The sequence below is a fragment of the Paenibacillus sp. JT22N12 genome (assembly GCF_056269365.1).
The window spans coordinates 183,897-205,228 of record NZ_JBWDNU010000011.1 but is presented as its reverse complement, the minus strand read 5'-3'; the positions used below and the strand labels follow the sequence as shown (position 1 = coordinate 205,228).

At 52.0% G+C, this 21,332-nt stretch carries 15 protein-coding genes; 2 read left to right on the top strand and 13 right to left on the bottom strand.

The features are described 5' to 3' along the window. Window positions 1-16: 16 nt before the first annotated feature. The 9 genes from AC0YOA_RS29735 to AC0YOA_RS29695 all read right to left on the bottom strand — a co-directional run bounded on the left by AC0YOA_RS29735 (window position 17) and on the right by AC0YOA_RS29695 (window position 12,805). The gene (locus tag AC0YOA_RS29735; RefSeq protein WP_475789701.1) at window positions 17-1,447 is read right to left on the bottom strand and encodes an aldehyde dehydrogenase family protein; all 1,431 of its coding nucleotides are present in this window, start codon (window positions 1,445-1,447) and stop codon (window positions 17-19) included. Between the two features lie 103 nt (window positions 1,448-1,550). Beyond that, window positions 1,551-2,648 carry a mandelate racemase/muconate lactonizing enzyme family protein gene (locus tag AC0YOA_RS29730; protein WP_210045524.1) on the bottom strand — a complete coding sequence of 366 codons (1,098 nt, stop codon included), beginning with the start codon at window positions 2,646-2,648 and terminating at the stop codon, window positions 1,551-1,553. A gap of 53 nt (window positions 2,649-2,701) precedes the next feature. Beyond that, window positions 2,702-3,103, bottom strand: a complete 402-nt coding sequence (locus AC0YOA_RS29725; RefSeq protein WP_475769062.1) for a Rieske (2Fe-2S) protein — start codon at window positions 3,101-3,103, stop codon at window positions 2,702-2,704. Window positions 3,104-3,127: 24 nt separating this feature from the next. Further along, a complete protein-coding gene (locus tag AC0YOA_RS29720; protein ID WP_475789700.1) occupies window positions 3,128-4,201 on the bottom strand; it encodes an amidohydrolase family protein in 1,074 nt (357 codons plus the stop codon). 90 nt (window positions 4,202-4,291) lie between these two features. Continuing rightward, the gene (locus tag AC0YOA_RS29715) at window positions 4,292-6,085 is read right to left on the bottom strand and encodes an extracellular solute-binding protein (protein WP_475789699.1); all 1,794 of its coding nucleotides are present in this window, start codon (window positions 6,083-6,085) and stop codon (window positions 4,292-4,294) included. Between the two features lie 53 nt (window positions 6,086-6,138). Next, entirely contained in the window at window positions 6,139-7,026 is an 888-nt protein-coding gene (locus AC0YOA_RS29710; RefSeq protein ID WP_210045520.1) for a carbohydrate ABC transporter permease, read from the bottom strand. Window positions 7,027-7,038: 12 nt separating this feature from the next. Then, on the bottom strand, window positions 7,039-8,007 hold the full coding sequence (locus AC0YOA_RS29705; RefSeq protein WP_475789698.1) for an ABC transporter permease: 969 nt from the start codon (window positions 8,005-8,007) through the stop codon (window positions 7,039-7,041). A 447-nt stretch (window positions 8,008-8,454) separates the two neighbouring features. Next, window positions 8,455-10,662 carry a helix-turn-helix domain-containing protein gene (locus tag AC0YOA_RS29700; protein ID WP_475789697.1) on the bottom strand — a complete coding sequence of 736 codons (2,208 nt, stop codon included), beginning with the start codon at window positions 10,660-10,662 and terminating at the stop codon, window positions 8,455-8,457. A 460-nt stretch (window positions 10,663-11,122) separates the two neighbouring features. Continuing rightward, window positions 11,123-12,805: a DUF4091 domain-containing protein gene (locus AC0YOA_RS29695; protein WP_475789696.1), complete on the bottom strand. Its 1,683-nt coding sequence runs from the start codon at window positions 12,803-12,805 to the stop codon at window positions 11,123-11,125. Window positions 12,806-13,125: 320 nt separating this feature from the next. On the opposite strand from AC0YOA_RS29695, the gene AC0YOA_RS29690 reads away from it, so the two are divergent. After that, a complete protein-coding gene (locus AC0YOA_RS29690; RefSeq protein ID WP_475789695.1) occupies window positions 13,126-13,995 on the top strand; it encodes an AraC family transcriptional regulator in 870 nt (289 codons plus the stop codon). Window positions 13,996-14,125: 130 nt separating this feature from the next. Here the strand turns inward: AC0YOA_RS29690 and AC0YOA_RS29685 are convergent, their stop codons facing one another. The 4 genes from AC0YOA_RS29685 to AC0YOA_RS29670 are packed head-to-tail and all read right to left on the bottom strand — an operon-like array spanning window position 14,126 to window position 19,968. Further along, window positions 14,126-16,768, bottom strand: coding sequence for a GH116 family glycosyl-hydrolase (locus AC0YOA_RS29685; RefSeq protein ID WP_475789694.1), 2,643 nt, complete (start codon window positions 16,766-16,768; stop codon window positions 14,126-14,128). A gap of 18 nt (window positions 16,769-16,786) precedes the next feature. Next, window positions 16,787-17,665: a carbohydrate ABC transporter permease gene (locus AC0YOA_RS29680; protein ID WP_475789693.1), complete on the bottom strand. Its 879-nt coding sequence runs from the start codon at window positions 17,663-17,665 to the stop codon at window positions 16,787-16,789. An 18-nt stretch (window positions 17,666-17,683) separates the two neighbouring features. Beyond that, window positions 17,684-18,577 carry a carbohydrate ABC transporter permease gene (locus AC0YOA_RS29675; RefSeq protein WP_475789692.1) on the bottom strand — a complete coding sequence of 298 codons (894 nt, stop codon included), beginning with the start codon at window positions 18,575-18,577 and terminating at the stop codon, window positions 17,684-17,686. A gap of 59 nt (window positions 18,578-18,636) precedes the next feature. Beyond that, entirely contained in the window at window positions 18,637-19,968 is a 1,332-nt protein-coding gene (locus tag AC0YOA_RS29670; RefSeq protein WP_475789691.1) for an ABC transporter substrate-binding protein, read from the bottom strand. A gap of 355 nt (window positions 19,969-20,323) precedes the next feature. Between AC0YOA_RS29670 and AC0YOA_RS29665 the strand changes: the two genes are divergently transcribed. Beyond that, window positions 20,324-21,310: a LacI family DNA-binding transcriptional regulator gene (locus AC0YOA_RS29665; protein WP_475789690.1), complete on the top strand. Its 987-nt coding sequence runs from the start codon at window positions 20,324-20,326 to the stop codon at window positions 21,308-21,310. Window positions 21,311-21,332: the final 22 nt, after the last annotated feature.

The window sequence follows — 21,332 nt, the reverse complement described above, 5'->3', positions numbered from 1 at the left end:
TCCGCCTCCTTGGTACCTAACCCATATCGATAACGACGATTCTCTCTTCCGTCATTTCCTGAACCGCATAATAGGGGCCTTCTTTGCCGATCCCGCTGTCCTTGACCCCGCCATAAGGCATAATATCCGCCCGGTAGGAGGAAGCGTCGTTGATAATGACACCGCCAAACTCCAGTCCTTGAGCCGCTTTCAAGGCCAATTGCAGGCTGGATGTGAAGAAACCCGCTTGAAGGCCATAGTTGGAATGATTTGCAGCTTCCATGGCCTCCTCCACCTCATCATAAGGAACGATGCATATGACTGGAGCAAACACTTCCTGACATACCACTTTCATATCGGGGGTAACCTCCGTAAGAATCGTCGGATGCAATAGCGCTCCCTCACGGACTCCGCCAAAGGCCACACGGGCTCCCTGCTGCACCGCCTCTTGAATCCATTCCTCCGTACGCATCGCGGCCTTCTCCGAAATCATCGGCCCTACAAGCGTATCCTCCAGCTCCGGGTTGCCCACTTTCAACTGGCGCACAATGCTCACAGCCCCCTCAATAAAATCATGATAGATGTCGCGGTGAACATAAATTCTCTGTACAGATATGCAAGCCTGACCATTGTTCGCAAATCCGCGCGTGACACAGAGGCGGATCGCTTTCTCGATATCAGGCGCGTCTTTGTGAACGATATTGGGCGAGTTGTTGCCCAGCTCCAGGGAAACCTTTCGGATTCCCGTTGAGCTTTTGATATGCTTGCCTACCCCGGCGCTGCCGGTAAAGGTATACATGGCAATCCGCTCGTCTTCAAGCAAATACTGGCCTGTCTCTTCGCCCGAACCGTTAACGATATTCAAAAACCCCGGAGGCAGACCGGCCTCCAGCAGGATTTCCGCCATTTTGACTGCACTGATGGGGGCGAGCTCGGACGGCTTCAATACGATGGCGTTGCCGGCAGCCAGCGCCGGAGCTACTTTATGCGCGACCAGGTTAAACGGAAAATTGAAGGGCGTAATGGCACAAATAACGCCTACCGGAACCCGAATCGTGAACGCTATCTTCCCTTCTTGTCCCGGCTGCCCCTGGATTGGGACTTCCTTGCCTGCAATGCGCTTCGCCTCTTCCGCCGAAGCGATAAACGTCTGAATGCCCCTTTCCACTTCCGCGCGGGCGTCCCGCAATGCTTTGCCGCATTCCTGCACGATCGTGAACGCCAATTCTTCTTTCCGCGCTTCAAACAACTCCGCCGCTTTCCTTAGAATCCCGTAACGCTTCATGACCGGCAGCTTATGCCCGCGAAACGCGGCGGCGGCGCAGCTTACGGCCTCCGATACATCCTCCCTGGACGATTTGGACACAGCCGCCAGAATCTCGTTAGAATACTTATGAACGACAGGGAATGTATCACTCGACTCCCGCCACTGCCTTCCAATTAAATTTCCATAGACCAATATGCTCATTGCAGCCTCCCTGGGTATGATCGTTAACAAAACACAAGACGCCACTGACTCTGGGGAAGCGGTCAAATGGCATCCTGCATGCATGCTTAGATTACGATTACGATTACGATACTCTATGCTTCTTAATGAAGTCTTCCGATACCTCCGTCCCCATTCCAGGCACTTCGGGCAGCAGGATTTCGCCGTTCACCATCTTCATCTTGGTTACCAGCATCCCATGATCCTGCTGCTTCAAGCTTCCGCTTTCGAGATAAATCGCATTCGGAATGGCGCAGAGGGCATTGACATTCGCGGGTCCTCCTCCGTGACTGGCAATTTTCAAGCCAGCCGCCTCGGTAATCGCTCCGATTTCCAGCCATTCCGTGAGCCCGCCCGCTCTCCGGTTGTCGGGCTGATAGATGCTACCTGCGCCCGTTCTGACCGCGTCGTAAAACTGGTAGCGCGTGTAATAGTTTTCTCCGATGGCAAGCGGAATCGTAAGCTTGGCCGCCAGACGGGCCTGACTTTCCTTATACTGCGGAATCATCGGCTCTTCGTACCAATAAACCCCCAATTCCTCGTAAGCCTTCCCGCGGCGCAGAGCTTCCATTTCATCGAACGCCTGATTGGCATCGATCATGATCCGGATATCAGAACCCAATTCCTTCTGCACAATGCGGATCCGGTGAAGATCATCCTCCAGAGAGGTCTTGCCGACCTTCAGCTTGACCGCGCGAAATCCCTCTTCCGCAGCATCCACGCATTTTTGAACATACTCTTTCTCCGTATCGTAGTACCATCCGGCCATCGCGTAGGCAGGAATCCGATCCCGGCTGGCTCCTACAACATGACAGGAGGGTTTGCCAAGCGCTTTTCCGACAATATCCCACACGCAAGTGTCCAAGGCCGCGATCGCAAATTGCGCGATTCCTTCTACACCGTGATAATCCGCAGAGGCCCACAGCTTTTGCCGGATTTTCCGGGCGAAGAAAGGGTCCTCGCCGACCATGAGCGGCAGCATCTCCTTCTCCAGGATGACCTTGACGATATCGCAAATGGACCTGACCCTTCCGACATGCGTCGTCGCATAGCCGGTAATTCCTTCGTCTGTAAATAGCTTCGTCACCACATATCCGCCAGCGTCAAACGTATTCATCGCATCGAAAACAGGCTTCTTGACTTCCGTCTGCAGTATGATTGCTTCCAGACCCGTAATTTTCAAGTTCAGCACCCCGCTAAGAAATTATTATTCCCGTACTATCCATGTCCGTTGACTCAAATATATACAACAACCTTATTGGCTTCGACCTGCACCTGGTAAGTTTCTACCGAAGGCAGCTCCTGCTCCTCTTCCACCGCGACTTCGTATGTTTTCACCAGGCATTTGTGCGGATCGAACAGCGATTTGCCGGTCGTCAGGTCAAATTCCCAGCCATGCCAGGGACAACGGATAATTTCCCCTTCCCGGGCATACTTGTATTCGCCGGGGGCCGACGGCAGAGTTGTTCCTTTAATCGGGCCCGCGCATAACGGCGCTGCCTGATGCGGACAGGTGTTCTTCAGCGCGTAGTAGTTGCCGCCGACATTAAAGATGCCGATACTGCGATTTTCCAGGGTCATGACCACTCTGGCGCCCTGCGGCAAATCGCCTACATTCCCAATGACATGTCTTCCCACAGTGCATCCTGCCTCCTTGCCCGTTTACAGTTTATAAAACTCTTTCGCATTCTCGTAGAAGATTCGGCTCCGCAAGGCATCCGGCAGCTTCGGGAATGCCTGCTTCGGCGAATCGAAGTCCCAATGCGGATAGTCGCTTGAAAACATGAGGATGTGTTCCGCATCCAGCATCTCCAGCATTTGCAGCAGATGCTGGTCGTTATCCGGCCGCTCGAGCGGCTGCGAAGCAATGCGCACATGATCGCGCAAATATTCACTTGGCTTCTTTGTCAGCCAGGGCACCTCATACCGCAGCGCTTTATACTCCTGATCCAGACGCCACATCAAGGCCGGCAGCCATGAAACCCCGCCTTCGACCAGCACAACCCGGAATCCCGGGAACCGCTCGAATACACCTTCTGTCAGATAGCTTACAAGATGCGCCTGGAAGGCAAGCGAGAGGCAGGTATGCCATTCAATATAATGGGTCGGATATCCCGGCGACGGCTGGACATTAATGCCCATCCCGTCCGTGCCCGGATGAATCGCGAAAGGCAGTCCGTGCTTGTCGCAAGCCTCATAGATCGGGTAATACTGGCGCTGTCCGAAGGGAGCGCGCGCTCCGGAGTCCGTCATCACCTGCACAAAATGCGGGTGGCCGGCCCAGCGTTCGATCTCTCGCGCCGCAGCTTGCGGATCCTGGTGGGCAATCGTTATCGAGCCCTTGAAGATGCCGTCTGCGTTGTGCTTCCCCAGCCAGGTATCCGCCAACCATTCGTTATAAGCGGACGCGATAGCCGTAGCGAAATCCGGATCAGGGATCATATTGCAGAACGCCCGCGGCATAAGAATGGCATGCTCATGGCCGAACGGCTCGAAGAGCTGCTGCCTTACAAAATCCGGGTCGGTTCCTATGCCTCCCCCGCCCGGCGGCACAGCGTCCAAGCGCATGCCATGCACGGGATTGTCGAAAAAGCCGCGGCCGCTTCCTTTGTACCGGCTTCTCCATGGCTCCGGCATATAAGAGCGGATCTCATCCATGCTCCTGGGATACGGATGAACATCGCAATCTATGATGGCTTTGGTTGATTTGCGGATCGTCTCTGCAGCTGCTTCCATAGTGAGCCTCCATCCAATTCAATTTTATGAGTAGGCCAACCGGCCAAAGCTTGACCGGTCAGCGCTTGCAAACAGGCTTTGCTCCTTTATTTATGACTGGGTTGAGTACCAATCATTCGCTTCTTTGGTTAGCTGCTCGCCGCCCGTTTTATACCAATCCTTCACCATCTGGTCGAAGGTGGCTTCAACGTCTATCTCTCCCGTGACGGCCTTGATCACGTATTCTTTGACGCGCGTATCGAGAATTTCCATATTCTGCGCCTGGGAAGGGAGCGTCACCTTCAACGCGTTCTCGAAGTATGGATAGTCGCGCAAGACATCGCCGCCCAGCTTGAATCGTTGCGTTTCACGTGGGCCCCCGACGGTGCCAAGCCATTCCGGATTTGTCCATCTCATCGGGTTGGTTGTCCATACGGCTCCGAGCTTGGTGATCTGGGGATCGAACAATTCATGCTCTCCCCACTGCGGATTAAAGATCCGTTCGCCGGCGTCGTTCATGATCATCATAACGCCATCCGGACCCCACTCCAGCATGTCATTCGTCGGTTTGTCTGTATTAATGTAATCCAGAATCTGCAGCAGCTTGTCATATTTCTCCTGCTCTTCCTCCAATTTCTGGCTGAATACAAGAACCGACTCCTGCAGGCCGACCCGATAATAGCCTTTATGTCCGTCCGGTCCGGTCACCGGAGGAAGATTAATGTAATACGGCTGCGGCATTTCAGCATTAAAATCCTTTTGTGCGGCCAGAGAGTAAAACTCTTCCGGATTGTCCTTGCGCTCTTCGAACCAGGCCTGCCACTCCGGATTAGCGACGACCCATTTGAAATTGACATGACCGTCATTGTCATACTGATAATCATCGAAGCTCAAGTTGTCCATATAACCGATTTTGCCTGACGCAAACTTTCCGGCTACATCCTCTACCTCTGTGTTTTTCCCCTTCTCCGTAATAAACTCAGGGTCAATGAGCTCCATTTCATACCACTTGTTCAGTCGAATCAAGGCTTCTTTGGTTTCCTTGGTGGTGAGGCCAAACTGCAGCTTACCGTCTACATCACGCCATTGAAAAGGACTTCCGCCATAGGCGCCAAAGATGGTCTGAAACCAGACCTCACCTGGATAATCGCTGCCATTCGATAGCGCGTAGGTGTCCTTCTTACCGTTGCCGTCCGGGTCTTCATTGCGGAATTTAATGAAGATCTGCTCCAGCTCATCAAGCGTTTCGGGAAGCTTATTGACGCCCACCTTCTGCAGCCAGTCCGCGCGGATGGCGCCCGGACGCGGAACGCCGCCGTTCGGATAAAGGCGCGGAAGCCCCATGTTCTGACCATCCACATGGGCAATGGTCAACAGCGTAGGGTCATTCTTCTCAAGAAGACCGTAATAATGCGGCATATTGGTTTTAATCATATCTGCGGGAAGCTTCGCCAGAATCCCCTGCTTCGTGTACTCCGGAACATCTCCCAGCGACACTACCGTCAAATCCGGAATGGAACCCGTTGCGAGCGCCAGGTTCAACTGCTCCTTGCGATTTCCGCCATCCAGCTTCAGGAAATTCAGCTTGACGTTGAATTTCTTCTCAAAGTACCGCTTGCCGAACGCATTATCCTCCGGACTGTCCCCTAATTGGAACGTATACTCATAAGTTGGCGTTTCGGCAAATTGGGCCGGCGTTTCGGTCTCTGCCAATACTTTCTCGAAGATGACCTCTGCCGCTTCCGCAGACAAGGGGTCCAATCCGGCCGTCTCGCCTCCTGCTTCTCCGGCAACCGTCGACGGTTCTGTTTTCTTCGCGCTGCTGCCGGTGCAGCCCGCTAACAAAGCGGTTGTCATGCACAGAATCAGAGCTAACGCCCACGCACGCTTCATTGTCCTGCCCATTTGGTGATCCCTCCATGGATATATTTTTATCTGGTCCATCATGCTGCAAGCAATCAGCCTTTCACTGCGCCCATTACGACACCTTTCACAAAATACTTTTGAATAAACGGATAGATGCATAATATGGGAAGCATGGTGATCAGAATGCCGGCCGCTTTCATGCTTTCCGGTGTCGGCATTAAAGATTTGTCGAAATAATCCATCGTGCTGCTCATCATACTCGCGCTCTGCTCAATGACCAGCTTTCGGATATGCACCTGTATGACCTGCATCTCGGATGACTGAACGTAAATCAACGAATCAAACCAGGAGTTCCAATGATTCACCGACACCCACAGGCTGATGGTCGCAATCGCGGGAGCCGCCAGCGGAGCCATAATCTGAAAGAAAATACGCACATCGCCGGCCCCGTCTATCTTCGCCGATTCCTCCAGGCTCTCCGGGATTGTCATAAAGAAGTTCCGCAGGATCAGCATGTAGAAGGTGTTGAATAGAAACGGCGGCGCCAGAATATAAACCAGCGGATTATTGAGCAGCCCCAAATTTTTAATCAGAATGTAGGTCGGGATGAGACCGCCGCTAAAAAACATCGTGAAAATAAAGAGAAAGGTGAACGACTTTTTGAATGGAATTTTTTTGGAGAGCGCATAAGCGGCCAGACACATCAATATAACCGCTGCAGCCGTCCCTACCACCGTGCGGCCGATTGTATAGGCATAGCCCGTGTAAATATAGGATTGGTTGATAAACCCTTCATAAGCTGCCCAAGTAAAGCCCTGCGGCCAAAGAACAATCGAGCTGTCCAGCGCCGCCATCCCTTCTCTGGTGCTGACCGAGAGAACAAACAGGTACCAGATAGGATACAGGACCGACAACGAGAGCAGCACCATGCCCGTATAATTCAGAGCATCAAACCAGGTGAATTTAATCCTGCCTGACATGGCTGACACCCCCTACCATAGTCCAGCTTCGCCATATTTTCGGGCCAAGCGATTGACAAGCAGGACAAGCCCCAATGCAATCACATTTTTAAATAAGCCCACCGCTGCCGAGAAGCTGTAATTCATTTGCACAAGCCCCACCCGGTATACATAGGTATCCAGAATATCTCCCACTGCATACACAGCAGGGTTATACAAATTGAAGATTTGGTCAAAGCCGGCATTCATGATATTTCCTACATTAAAAATCATCATGATGACAATCACATTCGCGATCGACGGCAGCGTCACATGCCACATACGCTTGAACCGGCCGGCTCCGTCGATGGTAGCGGCTTCATAGATCTGCTGATCGACGCCGGCAATCGCGGCCAGATAGATAATGGATCCCCAGCCCACACTTTGCCAGACATCGGAAGCAATGAGGGTCGGCACGAACCATTTTCCGCTTGCCAGGAAGAAAATAGGCTTCCCTCCCAGCAGGACAATAATTTCATTGACAAGCCCGGAAGGGGAGAGCAGCTCCACCATGATGCTGCCGATGATGACCCACGACAGAAAGTGGGGCAAATAGGTGATGCTCTGGATAATTTTTTTGAACCTTCCATGGAAAACCTCGTTAAGCAGCAAAGCAAGCACAAGTCCGGATGTGTATACGAAGATTAACTTAAGAAAACTGATGATCAACGTATTGCGCAGCACCCGGCTGAAATCCGGTGAATCGAACATCCTCTCGAAATGAGTAAATCCAATCCATGGACTGCCGATAATGCCCTTCATGACGGAGAAGTCCTTAAAAGCAATCGTCACGCCGTACATCGGAATATAATAAAAGATTACATACCAGACAACCGCCGGCAATAAAAACAACAGCAGGACCTTGGTTCGTTTGATGTCCCTGATTACTGCTCTGATCTTGTTCTCCCCTCTAATTGCTGCGGGAGAGGCTATTGCTTCGATTCTCTTCTCCAACTCAACCATGGATGTCCCTCCTTTCCCTTAGAATCTGTTATGAACGCTCCACCACCTGGTCTATCAGCCCCAATGCAACCGCATTCATGGATGTTGATGATCCAAGCGCTGTGGATCGAACAGGCCGGATGCGGATGTCTTCCGCTGTCTCCTATTCAATCAGGATTCATCCGTTTCGACAATAAACATGATTCCTCGGTATGCACATTGTTCTTCGTCCCTAATCATAAAACCCGAAAAATCCAGCCATTATCAGGTATTTCAGCTGCTGCTTCTTCCTGTAAGCGGACTTTTATGTGCATGCTGCGAAATATGTGCATGGCCCTGGGAGCGAATAGAGGCATTAGGTTGCGGACATTCACGGTTTGCAGCGCAAAAAACCTCCTTCAAATGCTTGGTGAAAATCATTTGATGAAGGCTCCTGCCAAGAATACATAAATCAATGACGGGTTTATCTCACTTTCTGAAATCTCCCGGCGTCACTCCAACCACTTTCTTAAAAACCCTGATAAATGAAAAAGAGTGCACATAACCAACCTTCAGCGCGATAACCTGCACGGAGTCCGTTGTTTCCATCAGCAGGCGCTTGGCCGCTTCCATCCGGACATGGACCAAATAATCGATGAATTTTTCCCCGAATTCTTCTTTAAACAGCTTGCTGAGAATACGCGTGCTCAGATTGAACTCTTCACTGAGCTGAAGAAGCGACAGCTCCGGATTAGCGTAATTAACGTCAATCCATTTTCTTACCTGGCGAATCGACTGACTATAGCTTTTTTTCTCGCGTATTTGCTGCAGATAGGATTGCATGCCGGTCAGAATAGATGTAGACACCATCCTAAAATCCTCCAGAGTGTCGAAGCGGCTTAGTTTGTCAGCCAGCTCCGGCATCCATTTCTCCTCCCAAATGCCGGTTCGTCCGCCATGCTCCGACATCTTTTGATTGAGGTGATACAGCAGATAGTTAAGCACCCTCAAAATATCTTCACGGGTAGAGAGACCGCTTTGAAGCTCATCCATGAACGAGGAAAACAGCTGCTGCCAGTTCTCGCCGCCCATTCGGTAATGGTGAACAAACGCCCGGATCAATTCCATATAGCGGTACAGATCCCCTGCGGGTCTATCCGGCAAGTTCCGGTATTGAATCACTGCCCCGTTCCCGAAGAAAGGTTTGTGATTCAAAGCATCCAGCGCATGCCCATACAATTGCGGGAGCTCGCTTGCTTTGTCAGCGTCCCCCCCTATACCAAACGTAACGGTAAACTTCAGATTTTGCTCGGACCAGCGGGCTGCCCTCTCCCCTAAATCGATCATCGGTCCATCGCCGCTTTCTGTCCCGACCTCCGCTTCTTTTGCGAAGTATAAAATTCCAAGCTGGGATGCATGGATCCATTCAGCCCAAAGCGATCCTCCGCTTTCAGCTGCCATCTCCTGAACGGCACTGTAAATGACATACTTCAGAAGATCCTGCTCCCGGTCTGTATACTCGCGCATAAAATCTGCAAAGCGGTCAATTTCCATAACGGCAAATACGAAATGATCAAATTGGCTGGGAAGGCTCAGCCGCTGCATTTCCTTCTTCCACTCGCCGACGGGCTTCGAAAATCCCTCTTCCAGAAGCTCCATGAATAAATGGTGGCGCAGACGGTGAGCATCATATTCAAATTGCGATTGAAAAATTCGCGACTGCTCCAATAGCTTGTCAACAGCCATGTCGATCATGCGAATTTCGTCCTGACCGCCGCCGCGCTCTCCCACCATGCTGCTGATTCGATTGAAGATCGACTCGATCGGTTTATAATTTCGGCGTGTGACGTAAACAATCGAGGCCAGTCCCAGCAGGATCGACACAAATCCGATCCCAATCCAGACGTACGGAAACGACGAAAGCAAGCCAAACCGGTATTTCGACTGGACGCCGGTTGAAATTTCCCAATTCGTATAGTCGGATTGGACGCGGGAGATGACTTCACCGGAATCCGCACCTTCTTCCAAAGTCGTAAAGATCAATCCCCCATCCGCATCCAGCATACGTACAAAACTGATGTCCAGCTTGGACATATCCGCTACCATCTCCCGAAGGACATCCACCCGTATATTCACGACAATCACACCGTCTCTGCCTGTCTGGAACGGTGCTTTCCTTATCAGCGTAACTACCTCCGTCGATGCCGGACGCTTTCTGTCCTTATAGACGCGTTTACCGCTCCAGGAGGTTAATGAATTTCCTGCCATATGCTGAAGCAGGAAATCCCGGTCTTCAAAATCGTCAATATTAGAGAAAGCGCTTTCAGTTACAACTTGTCCATCCGAATAACGGTAAATGTACAAGGAATCAATAATTGAGAAATTGAGAAGCAGATTGTTCAGCTTTTGGTTCATCCGGTAAATCGTGTAGGGCGCCTTTCCCTGCTCATCGAAAAATTGCCGAATGGTCTCATCCACCAAAATATCCCGGATGATGACCTTGTCGATCGGTTGAAGGATGTTCTCAACGGATTGATCGAGCTGCTCACCGATAATTTCGATCGATTTGATAGTGGAGGTTTTGATATATTCACTTAATGCGAAGAAAAATACGAGGAATAGAACGGATGACAGCATAAAAAAGATTGGCAGGTAAGATAGTAAGGTCTTATAAAACCAATGTTTCTTCATCCTCATCGTACATTCTCCGGCTGATAGGCTGTAAATTCCATGAATAGTCCCTTTCTCTCATGAGTTAATGACCCCTTTAGCTTAATACGCGAGCGGCTTGTACTAGGAGACGGCAAGAAATAGGCTGCCAGGAGCAGATTGATCAGATTCCCCCAATAACCCGTAAAATCGAAGCAAAATTCATTCCGTGAACTAGAAGCCAAGTCTAAAATGAAAACGTATACTTCCTTGTATTCAAGAAAAGAGTCTGCGCGAAGGCAGACTCCCGTAAGCAAGACAATTAATAATATTATATCATCTCGTCAAAGGATAGACAACATGAGCATTGTTGTTCTTCTGGGTAGGATCCGTCAATTATTATCCATTATCTGGAAACGCCGTCAGTAAAAAACTGCCGATGCTTGGCACCGGCAGTCGCGTCATTCCTGTAAGCTATCCCCTTGGTAAAAGGGTCTATTCATTCCCTTCACCGGAGCAGCGCTGCTATCCGGCGGTTGATTCGTTCCCTCGTTCCCAGCAGCCAGGCAGCCTCTACGGGGTAAGTCTTGAAGGTTATCGCTTCCTCCAGCTCCTGCTCCATGACTTCCAGCGCAGCGTCTCTGCCGCCAAGCCGCCCTAGCAGCTCGAGCGCCCGCTGATCCTGCAGCGCTTCATAGAACACCTCCCAGCGGATAGAGTCGATGGGTCCCTCCGCTCCCGGATACACGGCGAAAGCGTCACCGGATGGAAAAGCATATTCCGCATCGGTAACCCGGAACGGATCGATAGCGCGGACCGAATGCCGCGAATACCAGAAGTTATACCCCCAATGCAGGAATCCCTGGATGCCGAATTTATAGAGCTGCAGCCCCAGCACGCGGTTGCGGGCCGAAGGCATGCTGAAGAAACGGTTCGAAACCTCTTGATGCTGGCCGCAGCAGTAATAGGTCCACAATGGCTTTACATTGTTCTCCAGAAAAGGAGCGATATGATCATTGGATGGAATCGGTACGGGAACAAGTCCATGATCGTAGAAGGCATAATCCGATAGCGCCTCAATAAATGCAAATTCAGCCAGATGCTTCTTCAGAATGCCGCTGGCCAGCCGGTAAGCCTCCAGATGATCGCCATTCGGCTCATCCGACACATGAAAATAGCTGTTCTTCTCAAGACCTTGCCCGCGGATAAACTGTACAAGCCGGGGCAGAAACTGATCCAGGAACCGCGTATAGGCTTCGCCTCCCGCTTCTGTTTCCCAGCCGAAGATCCGTTTCTCCTCTCCCTGCACGGAGGCGACAATCTTCGGCGCATGCTTCGCGCCCCACTGTGTGAACAGATGGGAAAATTCGAAATGCTGAATCCCCTGTTTATGGCACATATCGATCCAGCGCTTCAGCAGCGTGAAGTCAAATACATATTCATGCCCGGCTGTCTGCTCCACGCCGATCAGCTGCACGGTCGGGCGTTCGCCCCCGATGGCTGTATCCAGCGGCGGGGTAAACAACGGAGTAAGCAGCATATTTACGCCATGAGCGGCGGCATTATGCACATAACGCTCAATCAGCCGCCAATGCTCCTCGCTGAATACCTCAACCCCGTATTGGGTTGCCAGACAATCGCAGTGAAACCATTCCGTGTGCAGCAGCTCCTGCTCAGGCAGCTCGGCCTGCACGATCTCCAGCTTGAACTGCTCCTCTCCCAGCAGTTCTCCGGCAGCATTCTTGAACCTGATATCGATCGGATGCGAGGTTGTTTCTTCCGCATATAGAGGCGCAGCGCTCTCCGGCCTTGAGGGCAGACTTACGGTGATCCATACCGCACGCCACTGGCCGGCAACCGCCCTCAGCCCGTCGCGTAACGGGTACAGCGGATCGGGAAACAAGCCCGGCGTCGTACGCAGGTAACGGTCATCGGGATTGGCGTATACAGGCATCTCCGAAGGAGCAAGTCCCACGGAGCGAATGGTCATATAGGGTAAGAGCGGCGAATCCGCCTCTACACGGAGGTCGGCAATCGTTGTGCTGGAGCGGTAAGCGATCTGGAAGGAAAATACCTCTTTCCATAGAGCGGTTCCGGCTGCTGAACGTTCATCCTGAAGCTCCGAATCGGCAAACACCTTTGCCAGCGAGCTTAAGGAGCGTGTTTCAAAAGCTGTCGTCGTTTCCTTCATGAGCATAATCCCCTTTATCCAGTTAGAATCCGTATGCCGCCCCCGAACCCTGGATCAATCAGGGAAGCTCCGGTCAGTTATTATGGCTTCATCTTAACAATGGGGGAGCCTGTCGGCAATCTCAAAATATTAAACCATTCTATAACAGAATTGACCTTGCGGAAACGAATGTCCATCAGCATCCCATGTATTCTTTTCCCGCGTATGTTAGAATTATTGTGATAGAATCATATCGCTGCCATTCAAAATATAGAACAATATTATTATGGAACAAGGAAGCTGCGCTACGCCTGATGAACGTATTCGCAGGGAGGACAATCATGCTGAAGCCCGATTCATTCGCGTTCCGTTATGCCGAGCCGCTTCCCTATATGCTGCTGGATTCCATGGGCTGGCAGAGCGCAAGCTCCGGGAGCTATGGGAACAAGGGGCTTAAGCGGACAGACCATGGCCATGTTATTTTTCAATATACTTTAAGCGGCGAAGGGATAATCGAAATGGAAGGACAGACCCATACCCTCCAGGAAGGCAAGGCTTTTATGGTGAAGATTCCAAGCTCCCACCACTACTATTATGCAGGCGGGCAGGGAAAGCCATGGGAGTTTGTCTGGCTGAACGCCAAAGGCGAGGATGCCGTCCGCATGTGGGACCGTATCCTCGCCAGAAGAGGGCCGATTGTATCGCTGCAGAACGAATCGCAGCCGGTGGCGCGGTTTTGGGAGCTGTACCGGGCCGTAGCCGTTGAACGGATATACGAATCCGCTCCGCTCTCGCAGCTGCTGTATGGATTCATGCTGTCCCTGCTCGCGCCGGATACATTCATTGCTCCTGGTCCGGAGTCTCATCCGATTATTAAGAAAGCAAAGAATTACATGAAGAATCACTATGCCCGCAATCTGTCGCTGGAGGACATCGCGTCGCAATGCGGCATTTCCCGATCATACTTGTGCCGGCTGTTTCAGCATAAAGAAGGCATCTCTCCATTGGAATTCCTGCGCCGCCGGAGGGTGGAGGCTGCCGTTACCATGCTTCGCCGAACCGCTGTCAGCGTGCAGGATATCGGCAGAATGTGCGGCTTCGACAGCCCCAGCTATTTTGGCAAAGTATTCCGGGAATACCTCGGGCTGTCCCCCCGCGACTATCGGACCGGGAAGCTGGATCATCCATATGACACGATATTTCTGGAATAGATCTGCAATTGGCCGTATTTCCCCAACCCTCCTGCATGGATTGGCGTGCTGCGGCAGACAGAATTCGCAGACTCAGCCGGTTCATCACGAATACTGGCCCTGCAGGATGCAGGACCAGTTCATGAACCTTCTACGATTCTAATAACACTTGTAGAGTTGAATGGCGGTCAATTTCTATACGGTCCTGGAATGTAATCAGCCGGTCTGTTCTATTGAAAGGAACAGCCGCTCCGCCGCACCGGATCTCCGCAATCTCCCTGCCCTCCAATAGAGCGCTCGCAAAAGACTGCAGCGCCAAATTCCCGCGCTTGACCTCCAATTCGAGAACGCCTCCCAGGTGACGGAACTCTCCCCAGCCTTCGCTCAAGCTCCAGAAGCAGCTGAATTCGTCCTCATTCAGCTTCGGATTAAACCCGATATGTCCCTTGGTCATATCGTATTCGAATCCGCTGAGCGCGAGCAGCAGACCATACGAAGCCATGGAACGCACATAATTGCTGCCGCATTCGAATTCATTCCACGGATTGCGCTTCTCTCCGTCATAGCGGTCTCTGATGGCCCTGACGGCGGTTAAGCCTTCCTCCACAAACCCCTCGTAAATCATATGGCAGGCAGCCTGATACTCGAAGCCGTTCATGCACTCGTCGGCGTAAGGAACCGGAACGACAGGACTGTTATTATCAGGCCAGGTGCAGATTAAGAGACCATCCTCCTCGTTGAGCGCGTAGATCCGGCAGGCATTGGGATAATCGCGCATACACTCGATAAAGTTGTTGTCATAAATCGATTTGACCGCCTGCTTCACCTTGCTCTCATCCAGCACATAACCAAGACCGACGATATGGGCGAACCATTGGCCCAGCACCTGGTCAATGCCGCAGCCTTCGGCAATCTGATATTTGATTTCACCCGCTTCTTCATTCCAGTAAGCCGCAGCGGCTCCGAACGGCTCCAGAACCGTTTTGTCCTTCAGATCGACCAGCTGGTGAAAATATCTTCCATTATATAGATGCTCATTCGCCCACTCCGAGCCGCTGGCGAAAATCCCGTTATATTCGGCTGTTTTCTCCGGCTCTCCCATCGCTTCCGCCATCTCGGCCGCAGCCTTGAGCGCCGTCAGATACATACTGGTCAGCCATGAATTCGGACCGAACAGCTCCATGTCAAGAGTATGATGCTGCCGTCCCTCCATCACGCCGTCCTTGTCATAATCCCAACGGTTCTCATTGGTCGGCTCCCAGGCATATTCAAGTGCCCGCTGCACCTTCGGCCATACCGAGCGGAGCCACTGATGATCGCCGGAGATCTTCCACTCCCGATAGGTCTTGATGATGCCTCCCATCTGACCGTCTGCCGCAGCGAAGAAGAAATTCTCCCTTGTTGTCCGCTCGGCTGGAAGGAACAGCCGGAAGGCCATTTTGCCATTGTCGAATTGAGCATAGCTATAGTCAATATTGCGCATCGACCGGGCCAACGACGGGAACAGAAAAGCCGTCGCCTGCTCATAATTCCACACATGGGTGCAGGAGCCCTCACAGGAGCCTTCATTCGTATGAACGCCTTCGAAACCATACAGCGTTCCGTCGGTCAGACGCAGAACGGTCGGCGATTTCAGAATGGAGATGTTGCCGGCAACGGCATCCAGCACATAATCCGGCAGCGTCGAGCGGAACAGCGTGTCGCGGAACAAGCCGGATTCCTCGCGCAGCCGGTCATATTCGGTCAATACATACTGCGCAGTCTCGGTCGAGTCCGCAAACCGGGTCGCGTAATAATTGGTCCAGGAAGGATTCCTGCCCGCATCCGCATCTCCTCCGTTTCCGGGATTCCAGAAATTCACACAGTTCGGGAAGCTCCAGCTGATGACGAAGCGGAATACCGCTTTCTCACCTGGCGCGATGCTCTGATGCCCGCACAGCAGCCCGACATCCTGATGCTTGTTATGCGAGCTGCCAGCATCCAGTTCCCGGGGATTGTCGTAATGACGCTCCTGCAGCCGTCCCGGCGCAACAAAATCCTTCCAGAACACGGTCAAATTATCAAACCAGCTGCCGCGGTACCAATACGATTGATAGCTGGTATCCGATTGGTCGGTTGCCAGCGTCAGGTCGCCGAATTCCGGAGAATCGGCCTCGTAATGAGTGGAAGAGAACGTCATCGCCGGATTGCTGCCAAGCTTAATTTTCTTATTGACCGCTCCCTTGAAGAACGGATTCGTCAGCACGCCCGCCAGGCTGATATCCAGCGTATCCGCCGTCTTGTTCATCACTTCGTATTCAAAAATGGCGCAGGGGAGCGAGGAGTCGTGGTCATTCAGCGGAATAAACGGATTGAACGCCGTCAGCACAACCTCGATAGGATCGCCGGCATCTGCAAAGGAGATTTCCGCGAAGGGATACTCTCCCTTGAACGCCGTTTCCGAGAAATGGGGGAAGCCTGTCAGATTCTCGCGTCTTGGCCCATAGCCGTAACCCTCATATTTCCCCCTGCCCTCTCCCATATAAGGCGCTTTCAAATCGCCATGCAGCACTTTCGCAAGCTTCACCTCTCCGTTATGCTCAGCCTTGACCGTGAAGAAGGAGAAACCGTTATAGCTCAGCTTATTGGGGCGGTTGTAAATTTCCCAATCGATCAGCCGCCCATTGCCGGCAAGTCCGATGCTGCCTGCTCCGATCCCGCCAAGCGGAAACGAAATCTGTCCCGTTCTGGCGCCGGTGAAGGTGAATTTCTTGTCTGCCGGGTATAAGCTTTGTTCAAATGTTTTCTGCATCATAATAGCCTCCTCATCTGATTACAACTTTAATCCGCCGGTACTGATTCCTTCAACCAGATATTTCTGGCCCGCTATATAAAACAGAAGCGGAATGCTGAGGGACATTGCGACTCCCGCAAGAATCGCGGACAAATTCCCCTGGCCAAAAGCTCCGCTCAGAACAGCCATTCCGATCGGCAGCGTCATCTTCTCGAACGTATTGAGAAAGATGAGCGGACCGAAAAAATCATTCCAGGTTCCGATGAAGGTCATAACGGAGGTAACTGCGACAGCGGGAAAAGCCATCGGCATAATGATCTTCAGAAAGACATACATCCGGCTTGCCCCATCCATATAAGCAGCCTCATCATAGGTAGTGGAGACGGTCATCATCAGCTGCCGGATCAGGAAAATCCCCAGCGGATTAATCAGCCCCGGCAAAATCAACGCCCAATGCGTATCGACCATCTCCAGCTTTGACATCAGAATAAAACGCGGTATGACGGTCACCTGGGCCGGAATCATCAGCCCCGACAGAAAGACGAGAAACAGCAGATTCCGTCCCGGGAACCGGATTCGTGAGAAGGCAAAAGCCGCCATGCTCGAAATGAGAATATGCCCGGCTACGATAATCAGGCTTATTTTCATACTATTCAGAATGAAATTCAGAAAAGGCACGCGGATGAATACTTCCGCATAGCTTCCCAGATGAAAGCTGGTCGGGAAAATAGCGGGCGGCAGCGAAAACGAGTCCTTGGGCAGCCGGAAAGAAGTCGAAATGATCCACAGGAAGGGAGCCAGCATCAGGAAACAGAGCAGCAGCAGTCCTCCGTCCAGCAGCACTCTCTCCCATCCGGTGCGGCTTACGCGTTCCCGCTTGGGCGCAAGCCCCGCTCCTGTTTGAACATTCGGTTCCATAAGCATATCCTCTCCCTCTTATTCCTGATCATAGTAGACCCATCTTTTACTGAGCGAGAACTGAAATACCGTGATCAGCAGAATGATCAGGAACAGGCTGAGCGACAAGGTGGAGGCATACCCCATATCCTGATTTTGAAAAGCCACCTCATAAATATACATATTGACTGAACGCGAGGCGTCGCCAGGTCCGCCGCCCGTAATCAGATAAGGCTCATCGAAAATTTGCGTCGCGCCAATCAGCGTTGTCACCAGCACGAAGAAAATCGTAGGCGACAGCATCGGCAGCGTAATGGAGAAGAAGCGCTGCAAGGGCCTTGCCCCGTCAATCTCGGCAGCCTCGTACAGATTTGCCGGGATATTTTGCAGACCGATAAAGTAGAACAGGAACGCGCTGCCGATCCCTTTCCAAAAGCTGTACACCGCAACGGCCAGATACACCCAATGCGGCGATTGCATCCATGGGATCGGATCAATCCCGAGCAGCCCCAGGAAGTAGTTCAGTATGCCAAAATCGGTGTCAAAGATAAACTGCCAGGCAACAGCAACCGCCGCCGAGGTAGTCAGCACCGGAAAATAAAACACAGTCCGGTACAGGTATTTCCAGCCATTGGCGATCTTCCGGTTCACGGCCAGTGCCAGCAGCAGGCCCAGTACAGCATGGAGCGGCGTCAGAATAAGCACATACTTTAGCGTATTGCCGTACATCTCCAGCAGTCTGCCGTCCTGAAAGAACTGCCTGAAGTTATCCCATCCGATCCAGGATGCCGGAGTGATCACATTGTATTTGGTAAAGCAGAGGTAGATGGATACTACAACCGGCTCCCCGATAAATACAGCGAAGAGCAGCAGCGCAGGAGCAAGGAAGGTATAGCCCGCGATAGCATCCCAGAGCGTCCGGTTTCGTGTCATGTTACACAATCCTTTCTTGGTAAGCCGCGGGCCGGTACGGGCGTGCCGGCCCGCCCTGTTTATTTTTTCAGAATGACGTCAATCTCCGCCTTGGCCTTCTTCATTGCGGTTGCGGCATCGGATTGGTTTGCGAGAATCTCCGACATATACCGGTTGAATACCCCTTCGATTTCGGCATACTGCATCGGCGCCTCAACCGCTTGGGCAATATCGGCGCTTTCCTCAAACACCTGCCAGTTCTCGGCCTGCGTAGTCGGGAGCACTTCCTTCATGACCGAGATCCGGGTCGGAATCGACGTATTGGCGAGTGTTGTTTTTTGGGAGAACTTCCCGCTCAGGAAAGCGGACAGCTTATACGCGGCCTCCGGATATTTGGACGATTTCAGCACCGGAAACGCGCCGGAGCCGAAGATTACTTTGTTCGTCTTGAAGGTCGGCAGCAGCTGCAGGCCGATGCTGGTGAACTTGTTCTTGTCATAGGAGGCGAACGGCCATTTGCCTGCCGCATACATGGCGACCTGACCGCTCATCAGCATTTGCGTGGCATCCGTCTTGGGACCCGGAACCGGCGCGACTTTATATTTATAGATCAAATCCTGAAAAAACTGCATGATCTCGATCGCATTGGGATCGTCCAGCCTGCTGGCCGTCATGTCTTCATTCAGGATGCTGGCATCATTGTTGTACAACCAGGCCGATGCGCCGAAGTAAAAATTCGGAATGGCAAACCCGTATACCTTCCTGCCGTTCTTATCCGTTGTCAGCTTCTGGGCATATTCCAGAAAATCATCTCGGGTCCAGTCCTTGCCTGGCAGCGGCAGGCCCGCCTCCTTCAGCAGATCCGTGTTGAAATGCATGACGATATTGTTCCAGTCCCACACAAAACCGTAAGTCTTGCCGTCCACGACAAATGGAGCCTGCAGCTTGGGATGAAGATCGTCATAATCGTCCAGCGCTTCCGGATCTACTTCCATGTAAGGATCGAGCGGAAGCAGAAGATCCTGCCTGGCGAACATCTGGATTCCTTCAATGGCTACCCGGATGACATCCGGCGGGTTTCCTCCGGCAATCATCGTTTGAATTTTGTTGAAATAATCAGCCCAGCCCTTGTTCACCACTTCAATCCGCTTGACCTTAATGTCGGGATACAGCTTGTTGAATTCCGCCAGGATGACTTTAAGCTGGGCGTCGGACGCGTCGCCCTTGCCCCACACCAGCGTCAGTTCAGCTTTCTCGCCGGTCGTTGAATTCCCTGCAGCCTCACCATCTGCGGTATTGTCCCCGCCAGTGCCGTCGTTCGTTTGATTGGTTGTCGTACCGGACGAGCTGCAAGCGGCAAGCATTGCGATTATCATCATAATCAGAAGAGGAAACAGCAATAATTTCTTCAAGATGAACACCATCCCTGCTTGAATTTAGTCTGACCCCCGTATAGGTAGACGTCATTGAAGCTGCGGAGACCAGCCATTTTCGTTCACGTGCACGAAATTAAACAAAAAAATATTATAACCTGCTTGAGGGAGCGTCCTCCCAATTTCCAGACATTCCACAAACACCAATTTTCATATTACGTTCACGTGAACATTTTGATCATAGCACAGGCTTTTTTTCATGTAAACGTTTTATTTTTATCACCTAAGGACCTGCTGAACGCGAAATTTGTCGGTTTTCCCGGCTGTCTTGACCCCGATATTGATCTGCGTTACGATAAGTCAAATTGATACTACAGCGGAGGCAAAGCCCGTCATGAATGTTACCAGTAAGCAAATTGCCGAGCTATGCGGAGTTACCAGAGGAACGGTGGACAGGGCGCTGAACAATCGTCCCGGCATCCGTCCGGCTACACGGGCAAAAATATTGAAGGTGGCCGAGGAGCTCGGTTACCGCCCCCATTTCCTGGCTCAAAGTCTTGTAAAAGGACATACAAAAACGCTTGGGATCGTGCTGTTCGATATTCAGAACCAGATTTTCTCCCAGTTATTCCACGCCTTCGAAGCCGAGGCTCGAAAGCAGGGTTATTTTGTCTATCTTGTCCTGTCCAACCGCAGCAAGGAGCTCGAGCTCGAATATATCAACAGTCTGCTCGACCGCAAGGTGGACGGGATCGCGCTGCTGTCCATCAATGAGGGCAAGAAATTCGAGTCCGCGCTGCTTAAATCCCGTACGCCCATTGTCACCTTCGGCAACCGCATATCCGGGCCATTCCCCTACGTCTGGCTGAATGACAAGCAGGCCATCAGCGATGCCGTCGATCATCTGGCAGGCCTTGGATACCGGCAGCTGATCTATGTCAGTCTCCCGCTCCGCCGCCGGGGGGAGGAGAATATCTATGTTCCCGAGCAGAGATACGCCGGACTGCTGGAGGCTTGCGGAAGAAACCCGGACCTCGGCTTCAAGGTCGTCATGTCAAGGGAATATATAGCGGAAATATCAGCTCTGTACGAGCAGTCCCGCGGGAAAATCGCGATCCTCTGTTCAAGCGATATCTATGCGCTGGAGATCCTGAAATGGCTAAAAGCCCAAAAGATCCGTGTGCCGGATCAGGTTGGGCTGATGGGTTTTGACAATATCGATATTCTGAATTACGTCAATCCGGCGCTTGCGACCGTGGATTACAATGTGAATGAAATCGGCGCCCGTCTGGCTGATATATTAATTGCACGGATTCAGGGCCGCGACGTCCCGGACGAGTCGTTTATCCGGCATGCCATCGTCCCCGGCGAATCTCTTTGAAGCCCGGTTGAAAAAACAGCTC

Excerpts from the sequence above, each read along its gene's own strand:
- AC0YOA_RS29735 (WP_475789701.1), bottom strand. The coding sequence starts at position 1,447 with ATGAGCATATTGGTCTATGGAAATTTAATTGGAAGGCAGTGGCGGGAG.
- AC0YOA_RS29720 (WP_475789700.1), bottom strand. The coding sequence starts at position 4,201 with ATGGAAGCAGCTGCAGAGACGATCCGCAAATCAACCAAAGCCATCATA.
- AC0YOA_RS29715 (WP_475789699.1), bottom strand. The coding sequence starts at position 6,085 with ATGGGCAGGACAATGAAGCGTGCGTGGGCGTTAGCTCTGATTCTGTGC.
- AC0YOA_RS29710 (WP_210045520.1), bottom strand. The coding sequence starts at position 7,026 with ATGTCAGGCAGGATTAAATTCACCTGGTTTGATGCTCTGAATTATACG.
- AC0YOA_RS29705 (WP_475789698.1), bottom strand. The coding sequence starts at position 8,007 with ATGGTTGAGTTGGAGAAGAGAATCGAAGCAATAGCCTCTCCCGCAGCA.
- AC0YOA_RS29700 (WP_475789697.1), bottom strand. The coding sequence starts at position 10,662 with ATGAGGATGAAGAAACATTGGTTTTATAAGACCTTACTATCTTACCTG.
- AC0YOA_RS29695 (WP_475789696.1), bottom strand. The coding sequence starts at position 12,805 with ATGAAGGAAACGACGACAGCTTTTGAAACACGCTCCTTAAGCTCGCTG.
- AC0YOA_RS29690 (WP_475789695.1), top strand. The coding sequence starts at position 13,126 with ATGCTGAAGCCCGATTCATTCGCGTTCCGTTATGCCGAGCCGCTTCCC.
- AC0YOA_RS29685 (WP_475789694.1), bottom strand. The coding sequence starts at position 16,768 with ATGATGCAGAAAACATTTGAACAAAGCTTATACCCGGCAGACAAGAAA.
- AC0YOA_RS29680 (WP_475789693.1), bottom strand. The coding sequence starts at position 17,665 with ATGGAACCGAATGTTCAAACAGGAGCGGGGCTTGCGCCCAAGCGGGAA.
- AC0YOA_RS29675 (WP_475789692.1), bottom strand. The coding sequence starts at position 18,577 with ATGACACGAAACCGGACGCTCTGGGATGCTATCGCGGGCTATACCTTC.
- AC0YOA_RS29665 (WP_475789690.1), top strand. The coding sequence starts at position 20,324 with ATGAATGTTACCAGTAAGCAAATTGCCGAGCTATGCGGAGTTACCAGA.